This is a genomic window from Methylobacterium bullatum, from assembly GCF_014845095.1.
In the GTDB taxonomy this organism is placed as follows: Bacteria; Pseudomonadota; Alphaproteobacteria; order Rhizobiales; family Beijerinckiaceae; genus Methylobacterium; species Methylobacterium bullatum.
On the sequence record NZ_NKUG01000069.1, the window covers coordinates 1 to 17,226 of the forward strand.

General features: G+C 58.8%; 14 protein-coding genes and 1 tRNA gene. 9 read left to right on the top strand and 6 right to left on the bottom strand.

Annotated elements, in window-relative coordinates; genetic code table 11:
- The 4 genes from MBTS_RS10115 to MBTS_RS10130 all read left to right on the top strand — a co-directional run.
- Window positions 1-139, top strand: a 139-nt coding sequence (locus tag MBTS_RS10115; RefSeq protein WP_192215547.1) for a DUF3768 domain-containing protein, incomplete at its 5' end; no start/stop codon positions are given.
- Between the two features lie 120 nt (window positions 140-259).
- Complete coding sequence (locus MBTS_RS10120; protein ID WP_192215548.1) at window positions 260-781, top strand: DUF805 domain-containing protein; 522 nt, start codon at window positions 260-262, stop codon at window positions 779-781.
- Between the two features lie 17 nt (window positions 782-798).
- The gene (locus MBTS_RS10125; protein ID WP_192215549.1) at window positions 799-1,209 is read left to right on the top strand and encodes a superinfection immunity protein; all 411 of its coding nucleotides are present in this window, start codon (window positions 799-801) and stop codon (window positions 1,207-1,209) included.
- Window positions 1,210-1,390: 181 nt separating this feature from the next.
- Window positions 1,391-2,044, top strand: coding sequence for a pyridoxine/pyridoxamine 5'-phosphate oxidase (locus MBTS_RS10130; RefSeq protein ID WP_192215550.1), 654 nt, complete (start codon window positions 1,391-1,393; stop codon window positions 2,042-2,044).
- 884 nt (window positions 2,045-2,928) lie between these two features.
- On the opposite strand, the gene MBTS_RS10135 is transcribed toward MBTS_RS10130, so the two are convergent.
- Window positions 2,929-3,474 (bottom strand): recombinase family protein, encoded by a 546-nt coding sequence (locus MBTS_RS10135; RefSeq protein WP_192215551.1) that lies wholly within the window; start codon window positions 3,472-3,474, stop codon window positions 2,929-2,931.
- 440 nt (window positions 3,475-3,914) lie between these two features.
- Between MBTS_RS10135 and MBTS_RS10140 the strand changes: the two genes are divergently transcribed.
- The 3 genes from MBTS_RS10140 (at window position 3,915) to MBTS_RS10150 (ending at window position 9,805) form a co-directional block, all read left to right on the top strand.
- On the top strand, window positions 3,915-5,408 hold the full coding sequence (locus MBTS_RS10140) for a Shedu immune nuclease family protein (RefSeq protein ID WP_192215552.1): 1,494 nt from the start codon (window positions 3,915-3,917) through the stop codon (window positions 5,406-5,408).
- A 456-nt stretch (window positions 5,409-5,864) separates the two neighbouring features.
- A complete protein-coding gene (locus MBTS_RS10145) occupies window positions 5,865-8,000 on the top strand; it encodes an ATP-dependent nuclease (RefSeq protein WP_192215553.1) in 2,136 nt (711 codons plus the stop codon).
- A complete protein-coding gene (locus MBTS_RS10150; protein ID WP_192215554.1) occupies window positions 8,000-9,805 on the top strand; it encodes an ATP-dependent helicase in 1,806 nt (601 codons plus the stop codon). The genes MBTS_RS10145 and MBTS_RS10150 overlap by 1 nt, the downstream gene beginning before the upstream one ends.
- Before the next feature lie 259 nt (window positions 9,806-10,064).
- Here MBTS_RS10150 and MBTS_RS10155 read toward each other — a convergent pair whose 3' ends face one another.
- The 3 genes from MBTS_RS10155 to MBTS_RS24235 form a co-directional block, all read right to left on the bottom strand.
- Complete coding sequence (locus MBTS_RS10155) at window positions 10,065-10,955, bottom strand: 3'-5' exonuclease (RefSeq protein ID WP_192215555.1); 891 nt, start codon at window positions 10,953-10,955, stop codon at window positions 10,065-10,067.
- A gap of 171 nt (window positions 10,956-11,126) precedes the next feature.
- Window positions 11,127-11,573, bottom strand: a complete 447-nt coding sequence (locus MBTS_RS10160; protein ID WP_192215556.1) for a hypothetical protein — start codon at window positions 11,571-11,573, stop codon at window positions 11,127-11,129.
- 97 nt (window positions 11,574-11,670) lie between these two features.
- Window positions 11,671-12,927, bottom strand: a complete 1,257-nt coding sequence (locus tag MBTS_RS24235; RefSeq protein ID WP_192215557.1) for a tyrosine-type recombinase/integrase — start codon at window positions 12,925-12,927, stop codon at window positions 11,671-11,673.
- Between the two features lie 100 nt (window positions 12,928-13,027).
- On the opposite strand from MBTS_RS24235, the gene MBTS_RS10170 reads away from it, so the two are divergent.
- A tRNA-Phe gene (locus MBTS_RS10170) sits at window positions 13,028-13,118 on the top strand.
- A gap of 309 nt (window positions 13,119-13,427) precedes the next feature.
- Here the strand turns inward: MBTS_RS10170 and MBTS_RS10175 are convergent.
- Entirely contained in the window at window positions 13,428-15,293 is a 1,866-nt protein-coding gene (locus MBTS_RS10175; protein ID WP_192215558.1) for a calcium-binding protein, read from the bottom strand.
- A gap of 376 nt (window positions 15,294-15,669) precedes the next feature.
- Between MBTS_RS10175 and MBTS_RS10180 the strand changes: the two genes are divergently transcribed.
- On the top strand, window positions 15,670-15,858 hold the full coding sequence (locus MBTS_RS10180) for a hypothetical protein (RefSeq protein ID WP_018041734.1): 189 nt from the start codon (window positions 15,670-15,672) through the stop codon (window positions 15,856-15,858).
- A 537-nt stretch (window positions 15,859-16,395) separates the two neighbouring features.
- On the opposite strand, the gene MBTS_RS23990 is transcribed toward MBTS_RS10180, so the two are convergent.
- Complete coding sequence (locus tag MBTS_RS23990; protein WP_274533751.1) at window positions 16,396-16,524, bottom strand: hypothetical protein; 129 nt, start codon at window positions 16,522-16,524, stop codon at window positions 16,396-16,398.
- Between the last annotated feature and the right edge of the window lie 702 nt (window positions 16,525-17,226).

Below are 17,226 nucleotides of genomic sequence, written 5' to 3' on the forward strand. Positions count from 1 at the left end.
CGCTTTCGACCTCGCTGGGCAGCGGTGCTTCTGGAAGATCGATACCTACGACCGCGCCATGGTCGGGCATTCGCCCGACCCGGCTGACCCTGCGGTGACGGTGCGCGTCCTCACCATCCTGCTGGCCCAGGAATACTGAGCCTCCGACACTGATAGCCGTGCCTGCCTGCTGCCTAGCCGGCGCACCTGACCGAACGGCGTTGCGCCCGCCCCTGGCCACCACGCCGCCATCGTCACCCCCCTCATCAGGATTTAGAACATGAACTCGTACCTCAGTGCGATGCGGAGCTATCGCGACTTTTCCGGCCGGACCTCGCGCGGTGACTACTGGCGCTTCATTCTCGTGTACCTCGGCATCGCCTTGATCGCGCTGGTGCTCGATGCGGCCTTCGCCACCGGCAACAAGGATGGCGGCCTGTTCATTGGCCTCACCCACCTCGTTCACCTCCTGCCACAGGTGGCTGCCGGCATTCGGCGGATGCACGACACCGACCATTCGGGCTGGTGGTTGTTGCTCAGCCCCGTTGCGCTGGTCTTCGCCTGCTTCGCCGGGACGCCGGGGCCGAACCGGTTCGGTCCGCCGCAGGCAGCCGGTGCCGTGCCCGCTTCAATTGGCGCTGCCGCCTCAGGCCCTGTGCCGGCTCAACCCCTCGCGCAGCAACAGCGTGACGTGATCGCCGAGATCGAGCGGCTGGCGCAGCTTCGCGCCAACGGTAGCCTGTCGGATGCCGAGTTCGAAGTGATGAAGGCGCAGGCCCTGTCGCAGGCGCGCGGCGCGTGAACGACGACACGGCCTGGGTGCTGGTCGTCGTCACCGTTTGCATCGCGATCTACGGCCTGCCGTCGATCATCGCCTTTCATCGGCACCATCCCAACCGCTGGGTCATCCTGGCGGTCAACGCCCTATTCGGTGGAACGCTCGTCGGGTGGGTCGTGGCGTTGGTCTGGGCGCTGCACGCGGTGCATCGGCCGGATCAGCCCGGCGCCTCGCAGGGCGGTGAGTCGGGGCTGAACCTGTTCGTCAACGACACTCAACGGGTCGCCCTCGTGGCGGCCCCTTCCGGGGATGGTGGCGGACACGCGCGGCCCGCCCTTTCGCCGGCCGATGCAGTTCGGGAGCTCGAACGCCTCGGCGATCTCCGCACCGCCGGCCACGTCGATGACACTGAACACCGGATGCTCAAAGCCACGATCTTTCGAAAGATGTAGGCGAATGGCTCTTATCGACCCAAGCCGGCCACTAGGTTCGCCATAGGCGTTTCCCAGAAGCCGTCATTCATAGGCTGTCCGGCAATTACAGCTTGGGGTGATTTGCGATCTAACAGCTTGACTATTCGTTGGCGGTCGGCTGGCTCGGCCGTCCTCCTGTTGGTTGATATCGGAGCAGTTCATGGCACTGAAAGAGCGGCTTCGCGGCCTCAAATCCCTCGCCGGTCCTTTCGCGCCATTCGATGCCACCGCCACCCCGGATGACCCACGCGGTCTTTTCGAGACATGGCTCTGCGATGCTATCGACGGGGGCATACCCGAAGCCCATGCCATGACGCTCTCGACTGTCGATGAGCAGGGCTACCCAGATGCCCGCGTCCTGATCCTCAAGAACGTGGATGCCGATGGATGGCACTTCGCCAGCACGAAGCTCAGTCCCAAGGGCCGCCAGATCGCCGCCCAGCCCCGTGCCGCCCTGACATTCTACTGGCAGCCACTCGGTCGGCAGGTCCGCCTACGCGGTCCAGTCATCGAAATGAGTCGGGAGATCTGTGAGGCAGACTTCCTGGCCCGCCCCATCGGTTCGCGTGCGGGTGCTTTGCTCGCTCGGCAGAGTGACGTCCTCGTGAGCGACGCAGCGTTGGATGCGGGCTTGGCCGAGCAGCGCCGTCGGATCGAGGCCGACCCGTCAACCGTATCACCGACCTGGGCGGTCTACGCCGTAAAGCCTAATGAGGTCGAGTTCTGGCAGGCGGACGAGGAACGCAGACACGCGCGTTTGCGATACCGACAAGAGAACCATGGAGGCTGGACGAGCGAGCGCCTGTGGCCGTGATATTTCTTTGGAATGGGTGAAGCCACGCGACGGGCCGTTATAGGACGAGAGCGCATGGGGCAGCGATGTAAGCTCTGATACCTTCTCCGGCCTGAAGCGGACGGGCAGGAAGCCACCCCAAGTAGCCGATCAGTGTGGTTCGGTTTGGGTATAGTGGCGACAGCCACCGCCTGAAGCCGTCAATATCAAAGTAGCCAAGGCCGGCGAACTCTGTGACTGTCCTGTGTCCTAACCAGAGGGGTGACCACATGGGAGTTAATCAGCCGACCAGGGGGCGAGTGTCCGGAATGTTGGTTCTTGGCATCCTGATTTTGATAGCTGGCGGGCTTATGGCCGCTGGCGGATACTATGAAGTATACGGTCCGCCTCACAAGCCTCTCGATAGTATCGCCGGATATTGCTTTATGATTGGTTGTGTCGCGCCGTTGCATGGCATCTCGCTCATCATCTGTGCCCTCACCGACGGTCGCCTGTGCTTCAGATCTGGAAGCGGTGCCCATTCGATGGGGCAGTTCACGAGTTCGAATAGTAGCAGCGCCTCCTGCAACGGCGGCAGTGGCGATGGAGGTTCGTGTCCATCGTAATCCGACCCGCTCCTTACAAGCCTGAGCAATCAGTGGTTTGGTTTGGGTATGGCCCAAGCGAACCATGGCATCCGTCTGTTTTGAATGTTCAGTTGGACCATCCAAAACGAACTTTTTCAGCTAAACCGACCATAGCAGACCGGCAAACTGGAATGCCGCGTTAGCGGGCATCGTGAGGGTATGCTCTAGCTCGTGAGCGGGCACGGAGGCGATGTCCGCTTCAATCGAGCACTGCCCGAAAGCAGACCGGCGGGAAACCACCCATCCAGGACATTGCCATCGCTGAAGACAGTCGGCCGGTCATGCCTCTCTGATCACCCGATACACCTGCATACGAGAGCAGCCCAAAGCCGAAGCAATCGCCGCGGCCCCATCGCCTGCCGAAGCCATCGCCTTGATCCGTTCGCGGTCGAGGCGGCGCTTGCCGCCGGCATAAGCACCGCTGCCCTTCGCGCGTACGATGCCCTCGCGCTGACGCTCTTTGATGAACCGTCGTTCCATTTGCGCGACCATGCCAAGCACCGTCAAAACGACGTGGCCCATTTCGCCTCGGGTCGAAACGTGGGGGTCCAGCACGGTGACATGTGCACCGCGTTGCTCAGCCTCGTGAATGAGGTTCAAGACATCTCGCGTGTCGCGCCCGAGCCGGTCGAGGCGCGTGACCACGAGTTCGTCGCCGGGCCGTAGGAACTCAAGCACGGTCGCCAACTCAGCCCGGCCGTCGCGACTGCCGCCCGAAACTTTCTCCGAGCGGATCACCCCGCAGCCTTCGGCCTTGAGCCGGGCAACCTGCCCGTCGAGATCCTGATCGAGCGTACTGACACGGGCGTAACCGATGCGGGCCATGGTTTGTAACCTCAAGCTTTAGGCCCGAGGCTACCTTGTCACAAATAGCCGGTGTCAACCCAGATGTTACGATGGCCGGCGGAGGGCATGTTACGTCACAGCAGGGTATACCCCAATGTCACCCGGCTACACTGACATCTGCTATGCGCCGCTAACCAAATACCTCTTGCCTCAATGATTCGACATTCGGCGGGTAACCGCGCGCCTGAATTCATTCCTTCCGTATGAATTGGCTTTTGTCGCGAATCTAATTTCGGGTTCCTTAGCTCTTGTTAGGAGCCTAGTTCGTATGCGTCGCTAGTGGTCGAAATCTAAAGGATGGAACCCATTCCCTGGGCCTGTTCACGATCCACTGCAGAAGCCGGGAAAGTGCGCTTGCAGAAGGCTCGGTGAGGCAGTGATGTGACGCTCACTTTCACTTCCCTGCCTGGACCCCTTATATGGCGGCCAATAAAAGGGGGCGTGAAGTGGCTGGTCCGGAGAAGGAAGATACCTACACCAGCGAGCGTATCGCCGCCGGCAGGCATGCTGAAGACGACTCTTTCCTGGTCCTAGAGAACACTTCCGATGGGAAGATACAATATCTGAGCTACCATCTCAGCGTGAAGGCCTATGACAGGGCAAAGGCAGCTGGAGCCGACATGGAGCTTCTGGACGAATCATCGCATCCTTGCATATTAGCTGAATACAGCGTTGAGACCAGGGTTCTAACTACCTATCCCATCTGGCTCCGCTCAAACCAGACCAATTTTCTCAAGAGAAAGTACGGGACTATCTCCAGGATATCGTTCGAAGGCGAAAATAAAATGGAGGTCGATAAATACATCGGCTTGTTCTTCGGATTGCCAACCGGATTCCACCGCAAGCCGTTCGAGGGTTTTGGAGTTGATCCACGCATCAAGTATCTCATCGACGCCTTCCGCAACCTCCCCGGCATCGTAGGCATCACAATGTGCGATGACGACCAAATCTCGGTCGATGGCGACGACGTGCGGCTTCCCGTCCACATCTACGACTATGCCCGTCTGAACATCAACCGGGCCCACGATGCCGCTCGCGATTTCGCCAACGGCGAAAAGATGGCCTACCTCAAGAACCTTTTCATGCCGTACGTGGTCCCGGGATACGAACCCAACGACTTCGAGCGGCCCGGAATAGATTTGCAGGATACAATCCAGTCGGCGCTGGCCAAGAAGGGCATCCCGCGGTCTCGGAACACCAACAACAGCGCCGCTGTCCGAAGCGTGATGCGTCAAGTCGCGGAGATCGCCCAGGACGATCCGGTGCAGCTTTTTGAATTGAGCGAAAAGATCCAGTTGGCCTCCCTTTCCACATTGATTGATAATATGACCAAGGAGATGGCTAAGAGCCACCGAGAGGTGTTCTGGCAGACCTATTTCGAGAAGAACTCATTTATCTTGAAAGTGCTTTTTGGGTTGCCAGTAGTCTACTATACTAGCCAAGCGACAGTCGGCGGGATGGGGTTGAAGCGGAAGGGCGAGAAGCAGGCCGATTTCTTGGTCCAAGCCGGGATGCTAGGTAACTTGGCCATCGTTGAGATCAAGACAACCGAGACGCCGTTGCTGACCAGGGACCCGTATCGTCCGCCCAGCCTCTATGGCCCACACCCAGAGCTGACCGGTGGTACGAACCAGCTAGTCGATCAAAAACTTCGGCTCATCAAGGGCATCGCAGCTAAGAAGGAAGAGGATGAGGAGCCAAACATCCAGGCTTGGTCAGTCCCGTGCATACTGATTATCGGCAGACTTCCTGAAAAAAAGGACGAAAAACGGTCTTTTGAAATATACCGCGGCAGTCAGAAAGACGTGCTCATCATCACGTTCGACGAGCTGCTGGCGAAGCTGGTAGCCCTTCACGAATTTCTTGTTAACAAGCCGAGCGAGCTTGACGAGGATATCGCGAAGCTCGTTTAACGGGACTCACGAGCCCAATCCGGGAAGGATACCTAAGCTGCCTGCTGGCAGGGCATCGGAAGTGAGCATGGCGACGGGATCGCCAATGTACCGCCCCCCCGATCCGCATGCAGCCGACGCCTTCGGCTAGCAGGAAAGCTGCTTTGAGCCGTCTGCTTTCGGTAGTTGCCGCTAGCCCATCGACGACAGAGAAAAGGTCGGAGACGTAACGTCCGTTCCGGATCAAGAGCCGCGGTCTAGTTGCCACCCGGTGCGGACGTTCGGGGTGGGTACGAAGCGCTAGACTTCCACTACGAGGCTGTGCATGGCGTCGAAAACGACTGGCGCCAAAAGGTACGCACTGCGCTACTCGGTCATCCCATCGCCCTGTCAAATTTGCAGACAATTTGTTGCCACCCGAGTAACCTTGGCCTTAGGGCGCCAATGCTCTGAGGTAGCTAGCCGAAGGCCAGAGCCATGCACATCTCCCGCGTACAGCTGGTCAACTTTCGGAACTTCGAGCGGGCCAACGCAGTCTTTAACACGGGCGTCAATACGATCATCGGGGAGAACGGTTCGGGAAAGTCGAATCTGTTCCGCGCGATTCGGCTCCTGCTGGACGCCGATCAACTCCGCTGGGCCTTTCGCCTGGACGAAACGGACTTCCACCGTGGCCTTAAGAACTGGCGCGGACACTGGATCATCATCAGCCTTGAGTTCAGTGAGGTCTCACACGATGAGGCGATCCAGGCGCTGTTTCTACATGGCACCGGCGTCATTGAGGACGGCGCGGTTGGCCGTGCGACCTACAACCTGATCTTCCGTCCGAGCGCCGCCGTTCGTGCTAGGTTGGGCGCCCTGGAGGAAGGCGACCAAGCTGGTCTCACAGAGCTGCTGAAGGGCCTAACGACGGACGACTATGAGACCCTCCTGACCGGCAAGAGCACCGCTGATTTCACAGATCCCGATGTCTATAAAGAGCTGGTAGGCGACTTCAACGAAGTTCGGTTTCCGGTGGAGTTAAACCCACCGACGATAGGCGGTCCAGTCCCGAGGGCGTTATCAATCACCAAGGAAATTTGCTTTACGTTCGTTCAAGCATTGCGCGATGTTGTTAGTGAATTCCAGGGCCAACGAACCAATCCCCTCCTTACCTTACTCCGAAGCAAGAGTGGCGAGATTGACCCTGTTACGCTGGAGCCAATCACCGAGAAGGTCAAAGACCTGAACGCAGCAATAGAGGGCTTGCCGGACGTCAGCGAGATCAGGTCCGATATACGCCAGACGATCCGCGATGCCGCCGGCGAGACCTACTCGCCGGCCAGTCTGTCGGTTCGCTCGGCGGTTCCCGCCGAGGCCGAACGCCTCTTCCAATCCTTGCGGCTGTTCGTCGGCGAGACCGAAGACGACTACGAGGGTGCCATCCATGAGCTGAGTCTTGGCGGCGCCAATCTCATCTATCTCACGCTCAAGCTGCTAGAGTTCAAATATCAGAAGGCCAAGCAGGCTTGCGCCAACTTCCTACTGATCGAGGAGCCGGAAGCTCACATTCACACACACATTCAGAAGACGCTCTTCGACCGGCTGACCTACTCCGACACCCAGGTCATCTATTCGACCCATTCGACCCACATCTCCGAAGTCAGCAACATCGAGAACGTCAATATATTAGTCCGAAACGGAGCGCTATGTGAAGTATACCAGCCGGCCACTGGTTTAGAAGCTGGCGAAATTCGGAGCATTCAGCGCTACCTAGACGCGGTGCGAAGCAATCTACTGTTCGCCAAAAGTGTCATCTTGGTCGAAGGTGATGCCGAGGAAATTCTAGTCCCGGCGCTGGTAAAGGAAGTTTTGGGCATCAGCCTCGATGAGCTGGGTATCAGTCTTATCAACATCCGGAGCACCGGCTTCGAAAACGTGGCCATGCTCTTCCACGACGACCGCATTCGCAAGCGCTGCGCCATCGTGACCGACCTCGACGCCTGCTTCTTTAACACAAATCCGAACCCAGCGGATTCCGAAACCGTCGCTAAGCAGAAGCGCAAGGCGTTGGGGTCGGCAGCAGCGGGCGTAGAGCGGCAAACCAGGCTCAATACCTTTAAGGCTGGAAACACTTGGCTTTCGACGCACTATGCGCAATGCACATTCGAGTTGGAGTTCATCCGCAGCGGTAATGCCGAAGTTGCCGTCGACGCTATTGGAGCTATCTATGTCGATCCGCCGACGATCCAGCAGGCGACTGAAGACTTGCGTTCAACCGACCCCGCGCGTTTCGGGAAGCGGATTCTCACCATGGCCGGCAACCACGGCAAAGGCTGGTTCGCGATACAGCTCGCGAAGCGAGTGACGTTCAAGTCACACATCCCGCACTACATATTGGAGGCGATCTTCACCGCCCATCGGCCGCTCAGCCGCGCCATACTCGCCAACATGATTGACTACCGGCTCAAGACGCACGGCGATCCGGCATTGTTACCGTCGGATGTCGCGGCCGAAGTCCTAGCCCATGCAGTGCAATTTTCGCACGGCGAAATCGATAGAGCTGCGCTGCTTGCCGTCCTCGCCCCGGCGCTACCTGGCGACGTCATCATAGAGGTCCTGGGATTTGTTTGATGGTATTCGTCTGGAACAAAAAAGATCTGAACGACGAGCAAATTGACGCTATCGAGCACGACGGCAGTGTGCTCCTTATCGCTTGCCCCGGGAGCGGCAAGACGCGGGCACTCACCTACAAGATCGCGCTCGAACTCTCGCGTCTCGAGTCCGACCGTCAGTGGGTGGTCGCCATCACGTACACCCACCGGGCGGCCGAGGAAATCGAGGAGCGCATCGAGGGGCTAGGTGTCGATACCGAGCGCTTGTGGATCGGGACGATCCACTCGTTCTGCCTCGATTGGATCTTGCGGCCCTATGCGATCTATCATGACAAGCTTAAGTTCGGCTTTCGGGTCGCAGACCAGCACGAGACCGAGCGCCATTTGGAAGCGCTCTGCCAGGGTCGCATGCCGCTCATCCGCCCGTTTCATTGTAATTACTTTTTTACGTCTCTGGGTTGTCAACTCGAAGCTTCGAATCCATTCCGTAAGGCGCAGATCCTTGGGGTACTGAAAGACTACTGGGCGGTCCTTGAAGCCGAGCGGATGATCGACTTCGAGATGATCCTGAGCTGCGCGTACGACCTGATCGCCAGCGAACCGTCGATCTCGATCCTTCTGAGCTCGATCTTCAAGTTCGTCATGGTCGACGAGTTTCAGGACACCAAGGAGATTCAGTACGCTATCCTTGCCGCGATCCTGCGGGCCGGCGCCGGTCAGACCTGCGCCTTCCTTGTTGGCGACCCCAACCAGGCAATCTACGGATCGCTCGGCGGCTACGCGATGACCCACCGCGATTTCACTGCACTATGCGGTCTCAAGCTGGCGGAGAAGAGCCTATCCAGCAACTACCGGTCATCGAGCCGAATCGTGGAATATTTCTCAAACTACCACATGCTCGCCACTAAAATCGGGGCAGTGGGAGAGGACCGTGACTATGAGAGCCTTGTATCCTTCGATCAGGAGACGACGCACCATGCTGTAGATGATGAGATCATTCGGCTCATCCGGTATAACTGCGAGCAATTGGGCATCGCGGCGCGAGAGGTGTGCATCGTCGGCCCACGCTGGATGCAGCTCGCTGCATTAACGCGGCGGCTGATGGGCGCCTTGCCTGAATATAGCTTCGACGGTCCGGGCATGGCACCGTTCTCACGTGATCAAGAGAACATTTGGTTCAAGGTCGCTCGGTTGGCGCTCACCGAGCCCTCCCCGAAACTCTATGTGCGCCGGACACGATGGGCCATGGAAATCCTCACCGAACTGCACCACGCCGGCATTCCTGTCCGGGGGCTATCGGACCGCGAACTCCTACGTCGCTGTAACGGAATCCAGATCAACGAAGACGACGGTCTAGAGTATTTGCGCTTGTTCTTCGACGAATTCTGCCTGGCGGTAGGCTTCGAACTAAGGGATTCGCCGACGCTCGCCGAGCACCACGAGACATTCTTCGCGCGGTCGGAGACTCAAATTGCTCGCCTTGAGGAGGCCGGCGTCCAAGGTGTTTCCGCTATCGCCACGTTCCGGCGCGTTTTTGCTAGCCGAACTGGGATTACTATTTCAACGATCCACGGCGTGAAGGGCGCCGAGTTCGACACGGTCATCGCCTTCGCCATGCTCGAGGGAATGGTCCCACACTTTTCGGATCCTGACGGCGAAACTAGCGCCCGGAAGCTACTTTATGTCGTTTGCTCCCGTCCTCGGAAGAACTTGCATCTGATCGCTGAAACCGGCCGCCGCGACGGCCGAGGTTACCCGTACCGCGCGACGGACATCCTTGGCGCTTGCATATTCGGCTATGATGATGTGCCGGAGATCGCCTGACGAAAGCGGATGCTTTGTCTAAAGCATATGGGCCTTTCCATGGTCGTCAGCGCCTCGTGGAAAAAGGTAGGGTACTCGACGCTTGTGGGACCGATCTCTATCGGCGCGCGCCAGGTCCGTTGGTTCGTGAAAGCGACAACCAGTCCGCGCTGAAGCGGACAATCCGAAGCGCCGCAAGGGTTCAGAGGCCGCAATCGAACCGAAGGTACCCTATACTGAACTACGAGAGGCAGGGTTGCCCTGTGGTTTCAGGGCTCTTTCAAGCGTCTGGGTTCGTTCTGAGAGAGAACCGATCCCGTGCCGTGATGCGTTCGGTGGGGAGGTCGAGCACTTCCCTCTTAAATATTTCCTGGCTTAGGAAAGCGCGCTCAATGTCGGACCGCTCTTCTTCGATGTCGATATACCAGCAACGCCTTCGACCACTCCAGCGATAGCTGCGGGCTTTCAGGATGTCCTTCGTTTCGATGGGTGAGCCAGCGGCCCAAAAGCGAAGAGTAGGCTTGCGCGCGGTTTCGAGCAGGCACGCCAGCGCAAGTCGACCGGACGTCTTCAGGGGGGCTGCCAGTAGCGCAAGAAGGGCATGGCAATCGTCGATGGCGCGGTGGCCCTTATGGAAAAAGCCGTAGTCGGTGAGCAAATAGCCAAGCTTCATGCCCTCGTGGCCTTCGTTGCGCCAGGGCACCTGATGGCAGGAACAAGCCCAGTTCTTCTCGGCGAAGATCGGCCAACGGCCTTCGCACATCTGGCGGTCGAAGCTGGCGTTGTGGGCGATCACTACAGCGGCATCAGTAGCCATCGCGAGAACGGCTGCGTCGTCGATCCGCTGACCAGCCACATCGGCATCCGTGATGCCGGTCAGGCGCGTGATCTCGGGTGGGATCGGCTTGCTCGGTTGATGGAGCTGGTTAAGCGTCTCGATCACACGGTAGACGCGGCCGCTTGCGCCATACTCGAACTTGATGACGCCGAGTTCGATCACCTCGTCGCGTGCATGATCGACGCCCGTGGTTTCAGTGTCGAGAATAAGACCGATAAACGTCGGCTCGTTTGGCGGATCAATGCACTCGACGAACGGCTTGACACGCCGCAGCACCCGGTACTCACCAGTGCCATCCAGCACGCTCGCAATGCTATCGAGGGCTTCCGTCACCGCTATCATGTCCAGTCTAAAACCTCGCCATCGCTCAGCCATCTAAGGCCGCGACACGTTCCAGGAGGCGCACACGGTCACGGTCAACCAGCCAGACCTCCAGAAGCTTCGTCCCCCATGAAGTAGGGTGGTTCGGGTTCGTAACACCGAGGGCCTAGCTACCGGGCGGCCCTATGGCTTACTCGCGGCTTTCTTCGACGGCTCAGCGGGTTTAATGCTTCCCGTCTCGGATACACGTTCACGAGCCTGATCGAGGCGCTTCTTCGAGGCGACAAGTTCGCGCTGTGAATTGCCAAGCTGGCCTTTGGCCGCGTCGCGGGCTGCAACAGCTTGGACAAGCTCCTCGCGTGCGGAGGCGAGTTTGCCTTGCCAATCACGAACAAGATTTGCGTTAGCCTGCTCCAGCTCTTGCTGCCGGCTCACAAACCCGGCTCGTTCTGTCTGCAGAAGGCTGACCTCAGTCGTAAGGTTGCGGTTTGCTGACACTTTGTTCGCGTAGGCTCCCCAACCTGCAAAGGCAAAAACCCCCAGGATTAGGGGAAGCAACTGAGCACGAGTTGGCTTCCACCTAAAAACCGCCTGGATTTTCCAGCGCAGCAGTTCGAGCAGGCGAGGCATGGACCGTTTGTCTCTCGTCGCAACTGAGCGGACCAAAGTGGCTCGCACGGTGGATTGATCAGACTCGCGAGAATGCGCACGCATCGTTAATGCGCGCTTACGGAGAGGATCGCAGGCCGGCTGCGCGGACAAGCGAAATGATCGCGTCAGACCACAAATTGAGTGCCCGTCGCTTCTCTTTAGCGCGATCATACAGATCGTAGTGGCGGCCCGTAACGTCACGTCGCTTATGGTTTAGAACCGCACTCACATCTTCGGCCGGACAGCCAAGTGCTGCGAGGCGGGTGGCTACTGTGCGCCGCAGATCATGGGGGGATGGCTGCTCGGATGCCCAGCTCCGAGCGGCTTCTGATGCGGTTCCTACACTGCCACCGAAGCGTTGCATCGCTACACTAAGAGCATGTCCTGTTATCGGCTTACTGCGCACCGAAGGAGAGGGAAACAAAAAGCTACTAGTGCTGTCTGCTAAATCCATAGCCTCAGACACAGTTTCGCGGGCAAGCTCGGAAAGCGGCGTGAAGTGTGAACAACCGTTCTTTGACCTGGCAGTTGGCAGAACCCATCCAGCACGTTCCGGATCATCGATGTGGGAGAACTCTCCACGCTCTGCCTGCGCGATTTCACTGACACGAGCGCCCGTGAGAAGCGCGATCCTGAGTGCCAACCCAACACGGCGAGAAACTGGTGGGCTAACGACCCGGTGCCAAAACAGGACTAGCTCTTCGTCCGTCAGCACCCTCCGACCGACGTTCTCCGCCGCCCGCTTCCGGAGCCGCACGCACGGGTTTACGCCGATCATGTCCGCATCAACAGCGAAGCTGAAGACCGAGCTGATGAGCGCCTGGACACGATTTGCGTTAGTTGCGGTGCCTGCCGCCACCATCCCTTCGCAAAGGTCGATCACGTCGCGGCGCTGAATCTCATCGTATCGTCGATTAGCCCATTTGGGCAGAACATGTAGGCGAAGGTTCCGTTCGTCGGCGGGAGCTGACCGCTTGAACCGACGAGCGTGCTCGTCGAGGTAGCGGTCGCTAAGTGCTTTAAACGTGTTGGTTTTGGAAGACTCTCGCTCACGCCGCTTTTCCTCAACAGGGTTGAGCCCTGCTGAAACTGAGCGTCGCAGGCCGTTGGCGCGTTCCCGCGCGTCTGCAAGGCTTACTTCTGGGTACGATCCTATTGTGGCTCGAGTGACCCGGCCAGACCGAGGGTCACGGAACCGAAAAGACCATGATCTTGCGCCACCCGACGTGACACGAAGCTCAAGCCCTTTGCAGCGAGTATCGCCCAACTCGGTACGCCCGGATGTTGGAGGAGATATTCCACGAACCAAAACGTCGGTAAGAGGTTTCTGCATTTAGCCGGGGGCACAAGGGGGGCACAAAAGGTAGCTGATGGTAGCGCACCTCCCTGGACACTGCTAGACTAAAGTTTCAGTAATTTCAGTTGCTTAGTGAAGATGAACGGGTCCTAGGACGTCCAATAAAATCCGAAGTTACACGACTGAAAATCGCAGTGTCGGCGGTTCGACTCCGTCCCTGGGCACCATTTCCTTTCATGCCATTTCCGCATTGAGATCGTTGGGCCTTCTCGCCCGCACCGGTTTACGGAAGTGGGGACGCCGCCCCGTCATTCTGTGGTTTCTGCGGCGCCCCTATCTGCCTGATTGCGCCGCTCACCGTCGCGACGACGAACACCGGCGCTGGCGGGCGAGGTCCACAGGTACCTTCGACGGATCCCCGGTGAGACTCCGAGCGCGCCCGTTGGGACGTGCCGCACAGCGGCCGGCATCACGCCAGAAAAAAGCCCGGCACGGAGTGATCCGGCCGGGCTCGGGTTAGGGGATGGGAACTGAACTTAGGTGAGGAGGAACCCGAAATCGCTCGCATCCAGCGACGAAGCGGCAACATCATGAAGGATGATCTTGTTGCCTGACCCAGCGCCCTCGAATGTGATGAGCGTATTCGCTCCGCCATTCAGTCCGCTGATGTTGATGTCATTGATGCTGCTGACGAGGGCTGACACGTCAAAATGGTCTGCACCTGACTCGAAGCCATAGACATTGTCGCGTCCAAAGTTCGCTTTGAAAGTGAAGGTATCAGCCCCTGCGCCGGCAGAGAGTTTGTCGCTCCCGGTGCTACCGTCAAGGACCGTGTCACCCGCACCGGCCGTGATGGTGTCGTTGCCCTTGGTGCCCGTCACCGTAGCGAGCGTCGTTGCGGCATTCTGTACGGTGATCGCGACTTTCGTGCTCACGCCAGACATATCGAGGGTCAGCGAATCGCGCACATAGACCGCCTCGATCTCCTTGAAGTTCATGTCGATGAACGTGAAGGTTTCCGCCCCCTGAAGGAAGAGCTTGTCGTTGCCGGCATCCCCCTGGACCAGCGTCGGCGCCTCGATAACCACCAGCCTATCGTCGCCGACTCCCCCGACCAGCGTGTCGGAGCCAGCGTCCCCGCGCAGGGTATCGTTGCCCTCACCTCCGAAAAGCCGGTCATTTCCCGCGCCGCCAGCGAGGACGTTGGCCGCCGCATCGCCCGTCAGCGTATCGGCGTTCTGGCTGCCGGCAAGGTTCTCGATACTGGTCAGGATATCGCCTTGCGCGTCACCGCCACTGTAGGAGCCCGTCGCCAGATTGACGGTCACACCGAGGAGGGAATGCTCGTAGCTCGCCGTATCGCTGCCACCCGCGCCGAAAAGCTGGTCGGCTTTCGCGCCGCCTTCGAGCACATTGGCCGTCGCATCGCCTGTCAGAACGTCTTCGTATCGACTGCCGCGAAGGTTCTCGATATCGGTCAGGATATCACCTTCAGCGTCGCCACCGGTGTTGGCCCCCGTCGTCAGATTGACGGTCACACCGAAGAGAGAATGCTCGTAGCTCGCCGTGTCGCTGCCACCCGCGCCGAGAAGCTGGTCGGCTTCCGCGCCGCCTTCGAGCACATTGGCTTTTGCATCGCCCGTCAGAGAATCCGCGTAGTCACTTCCGCGAACGTTCTCGATGCTCTCGAGAATATCCCCCCACGCCGCCCCACCATCGTTGACCTTGGTCGTCAGGTTCACATCGACAGAAAAGGCTGACGTCTCGTAGCTCGACGTGTCGTTACCTGCGCCACCTCGGATAACGTCGGCGCCATCGTGTCCTTCCAGGATATTGTCACCCGCATCACCGACCAAGATATCGAGGAAACGAGTGCCGACAAGATTCTGAATGTCGATGAGCGTGTCATGAAATCCGAATCCGTCCCTGTTGTAGGCCTCGCGCTCGTCAAGAAAGACCTGAACGCCCAAAGTATCCGGAGCGTTTGGTCCGCTGTATCCCACATAACTAGCGGTATTGTTTCCGGAACCGCCTCGGATGATATTGGTACCCAGATTGCCTATCAAGGTGTCGTCGCCGCCACCGCCATTCAAGACGTCATTGCCCGAGCCGCCGTATAGGAAGTCACCGAGTTTACCACCCTGCAGAACGGAATCGCCAGTCCTGTCGTCATAGGCGAGAATTAACGGTCCGGCCCCATCGGCGACATTCACCTGGGCGCCACCACTTAGATACGTATATTTTACCGAAGGGGCTCCTCCTAAGGACAGGCCCAGGAACCCGCCGGCGAAGCCCACCTTGAGAGGCGCGTCTTTGTTTGAGTTCGGATCGGCGTTATTGCTCAAAAAAATCACGCCATTGAGGCGGCCGTCATCAAAAATTGCCAATCCTGCATAACTCATAGTACAAACTCCCGTTTCAGAGCTATTTCAATGCGAAAACTTAATCAAATACCTAAAACATATCGAGGCTGGATTTACACTAGACGCCTACCCTGACATCCGTTTGAGAGGCGAGCACGGATTGCCATCCGACAATCAAGGCTCAGCTCAATGGCTGGCAGACATGCCTTTGCGAAGGCCGGGATACAATGAGGTCTGAGACGCCAGGAATAGAAAAAGCGCGGCTCGATTAAGCACTATCTTATGGTGTGCCTGATCTGACCCTCTGGGTTATCGCACAAATTGTGAGGCCGCCGGACGCGCTTCGCGCAGCCGATGGATCGTTTCGTTCAATGCCGACGTTTCACATGGTGCGACACAGCATGAGGATGCCGCGATGCCGTCGTTGCTCGAAGCCGCCGAAGACGAGTTGACCGCCATGGCGCAGGCGGCGAGGGAGGCCATCGACCTCCGCTTACAGATGTCTCCAGGCGAAGACGGGGTCAGCTTCTGGGCAGCCGTCGCCAAGCTTTATGCCCGAGGACTGGCAGAGCCCGTAGCGGTGCCTGAGGAATGCGCCGCGTAACCTTGGGCTATGACAGCCCATATTGAGCGAGACGTGCCGCCCTCTTGGCCCGCATCTGCATGGCCTTGATAGCGTGCCGATGGCTCGCTTGGAGCAGGGCGTCGTCCCCTTCGCTCCGCCCGTCGCCCATCGCGCGTGCCGGGCTGCTATGCAGATCGTGTCGCATGAGTGGGGCGATGCGACCGACGGCGCGGAATGAATGCGAGGCGGACCACCGGTAAGACAAGGCGAGAGTCATTCTACAATGACTCGACGATCACTGTAGTCGCCTGATTTCCAGGGCGACGGACCGGCATAGCCGTCCCACATGGGCTGTCTGGACATTCATTGAACCCACGCCGGGGATCGTCGTGTCCCCATCCTCGTGATGTCTTCAACCGACCTCATGCGATCGACGGTCGATCGGCACGACCAGTCAGCGGAGTGACCCGCCGAGATCGAAGGCCGCTCGGCGTCAATAACCGAGCAGCTCGCCTTTACGATCCGCCCCTCGCCACGCCGAGTGGATCGCCCGCGATCCTTAGATCAGACCCGGCCCTACCGGTCCCGATCCGCCTCAAGCTGCTTCATGAGTTCAGCAAGGCGCGGGTCCAGCGGCTCGTCGATGACCGGCTCGTAGAGGGCCTGCAATTCCTCGCCGAGACGCCGCCGGGTCGTCTCGGTCAATGCGCTGTTCAGATCCGTGGCACGGGGCCTGGGCCAACTGGGCTCGCGGTATTCCTCGATGCGCATCCCAACTCCCTCTCTGACACGAAGACTGTAAACGCGAAGGCCGACGATAGGTTCATATGTCGCGCCTCATGGGGAATGGTCTCCCTCCGGCGGAGAGACCGGGTGCCCTGGACATGAGTCCCTTCGCGACACAGGCAGCCTTGGGCGAGGGCATCTCCGGGCAGAAGTCCGCGCTCTTGTCGATGAGAAAGCCGCAGCGGGAGTTTCGTGGGAGGCGCCGAACTGCCATCCCTGCTGTGCCGATGACCATCGAGCGAGCGTGCCACCGGAATAACGAGAGCAACTGTCGAGGTCGAACGATGTCAGCGCGCCCGGCGATCGCGGATGAGCGAAACTTCGACCACGCTCATGGTCCATGAGAATCTATGATTTCTGACGTTTTAGCCTTGTCTGAAATTTGTGCAGGCTTGTTATTCGATATAATTTCTCAGCATTTTCTTAATAGATATTTGAGCTGGCGATTTATGCTTGCATTGCCGCCTCGGCGGGTTAGGCTTCGGCGAATCATCCCGCTTCGGAATCGCCATCCCATCGCCGTATGAGCCTCACCTCCGCGCAAATCCTCGACCTCGCTCCCGATGCGTCGAGCCGCAAGGCCGGGCAGGATCAGGCGAAGGCGGCCAAGTGGAGCGGGCT